Source organism: Corallococcus exercitus (genome assembly GCF_003611585.1).
Taxonomy (GTDB): Bacteria; Myxococcota; Myxococcia; order Myxococcales; family Myxococcaceae; genus Corallococcus; species Corallococcus exercitus.
Genome location: NZ_RAVW01000765.1, coordinates 1 through 1,656 on the forward strand (window position 1 = coordinate 1; position 1,656 = coordinate 1,656).

Annotated in this window: 2 protein-coding genes; one reads left to right on the forward strand and one right to left on the reverse strand. The window is 69.7% G+C overall.

Translation table 11 applies throughout. The annotated features are described in order from the left end of the window. The coding region (locus tag D7W79_RS41810; protein ID WP_120530730.1) for a CheR family methyltransferase at positions 1 to 1,057 on the reverse strand (1,057 nt) is incomplete at its 3' end. Between the two features lie 195 nt (positions 1,058 to 1,252). Between D7W79_RS41810 and D7W79_RS41815 the strand changes: the two genes are divergently transcribed. After that, positions 1,253 to 1,552, forward strand: a complete 300-nt coding sequence (locus D7W79_RS41815) for a hypothetical protein (protein WP_120530731.1) — start codon at positions 1,253 to 1,255, stop codon at positions 1,550 to 1,552. Positions 1,553 to 1,656: the final 104 nt, after the last annotated feature.

Below are 1,656 nucleotides of genomic sequence, written 5' to 3' on the forward strand. Positions count from 1 at the left end.
GGCCCAGCGCGGACAGCTTCTTGCCCAGCACGTCGCCCTCGTTGCGGTTCCACAGCCGCGCGGCCGCGCGGTTCCAGAGCGTCACCGTGCCGTCGTTGTCCGTGGCGATGGTGGGGCAGGGCTGCGAGTCCAGGAGGTTGCGCAGGAAGGGGCGCTCGGTGTCGATGACGGCCGGCTCGATGAGGCGCGGCAGGCTCGACGGCTCCGGGGGCAGCCGGTCCTGCGTCGTGGTGGACACCTCCACGTCGCCGTCCTTGCGGTAGATGCGCCGCGACAGGTCCACCGGCCGGAAGAGCCGGGCCGCGAAGGGGATGAGCTCCGAGCGGCCCAGCACCAGCAACCCGTTGCGGCGCAGGGCGAACTGGAAGCGCGCCAGCACCCGCTTCTGCAGGTCCGAGTCCAGGTAGATGAAGACGTTGCGGCACAACAGCAGGTCGATGCGCGACACCGGCGCGTCCGACACCAGGTTGTTCACCCCGAACACCACCCCGCGGCGGATCTCCTTGCGCACGGTGTAGCTGTTGCCGGTGCGCACGAAGAAGCGCGCCAGCCGCTCCGGGGAGACGTTCTCCAGCTGCTCCGGGGAATAGACGCCGCGCCGGGCCGTGGCGATGGCGTCCTCGTCCACGTCCGTGCCGAACACCTTCAGCTCCGGGCCCGGGTTGCCCGGCCCCAGCGCCTCCGCCGCGGCGATGGCCAGCGAGTACGCCTCCTCACCCGTGGCACACCCCGCGCTCCAGATGCGCAGCTCCTTCTCCGGCCGCTGGCGGATGAGCTCCACCAGGGATTGCTCCAGCGTCTGCCAGACCTCGCGGTCGCGGAAGAAGCTGGTCAGCTTGATGAGCATGGAGGAGACCAGCGTGGTGACCTCCACCGGGTCTCGCTCCAGCAGCGCCAGGTACGCGGAGCGGGTGCGGCAGCGCGTGGCCTGCATCCGCCGCTCGATGCGGCGCTGGAGCGTGGCGCGTTTGTAATTGCGGAAATCGAAATTGCGCACCTCCCGCACCTTCTCCAGGATGGCTTCGAGCTCGCTGTCGCGGGGGGGCTTGGACGCCATGCCCCACGGAGTAGCGCAGCCACCGCGGTCCAGCAAGACGCGCGGCTCGCAAGAGAACGGATCCACGGACCCTACTCGCGGATGTGTCACGTATTGGTCCTGGGTCCAATTCATGAAGCCTTCAGGGCCACCCAGGTTCAGAGAGGGGCGCTCCCTCGGCGCCCACCGTGAACCCTCAGCCCGATCCGTTCAGCCATGTTCCAAGACGCCGTCCACATTCCCAGGGAGCTGCTGGAGCGGCTGGAGGCCTTTCCCCTGCGGCCCCGGCTGGCCGTGCGGCTGCGATTGCTGCGGCTGGCGGAGGCGGCGGACTCATGGCCACCGGAGGACGCGCGCTGGGCGCACGTCGCCCAGGCGGACGCGGAGGGCTGGCGCTTCTATACCCAGGGGTGCTGCGTCCAGGTCCGGAGGGATGGGGACGCAGGGGGGCTGAGAGTCCATGCGCTCGGCCGGGTGGTCCTCCAGGGGGCGGCACCGCGGCGGGGTCCGTCCTAGGGGCTGTCCCTGATTACCGCAGCCAAAGAAGCATGGAAGCAACGTGCAGGACGGCGAGGTAGCAGGTCGCCGTCTTGTCGTAACGAGTGGCGGCGGCGCGAAAG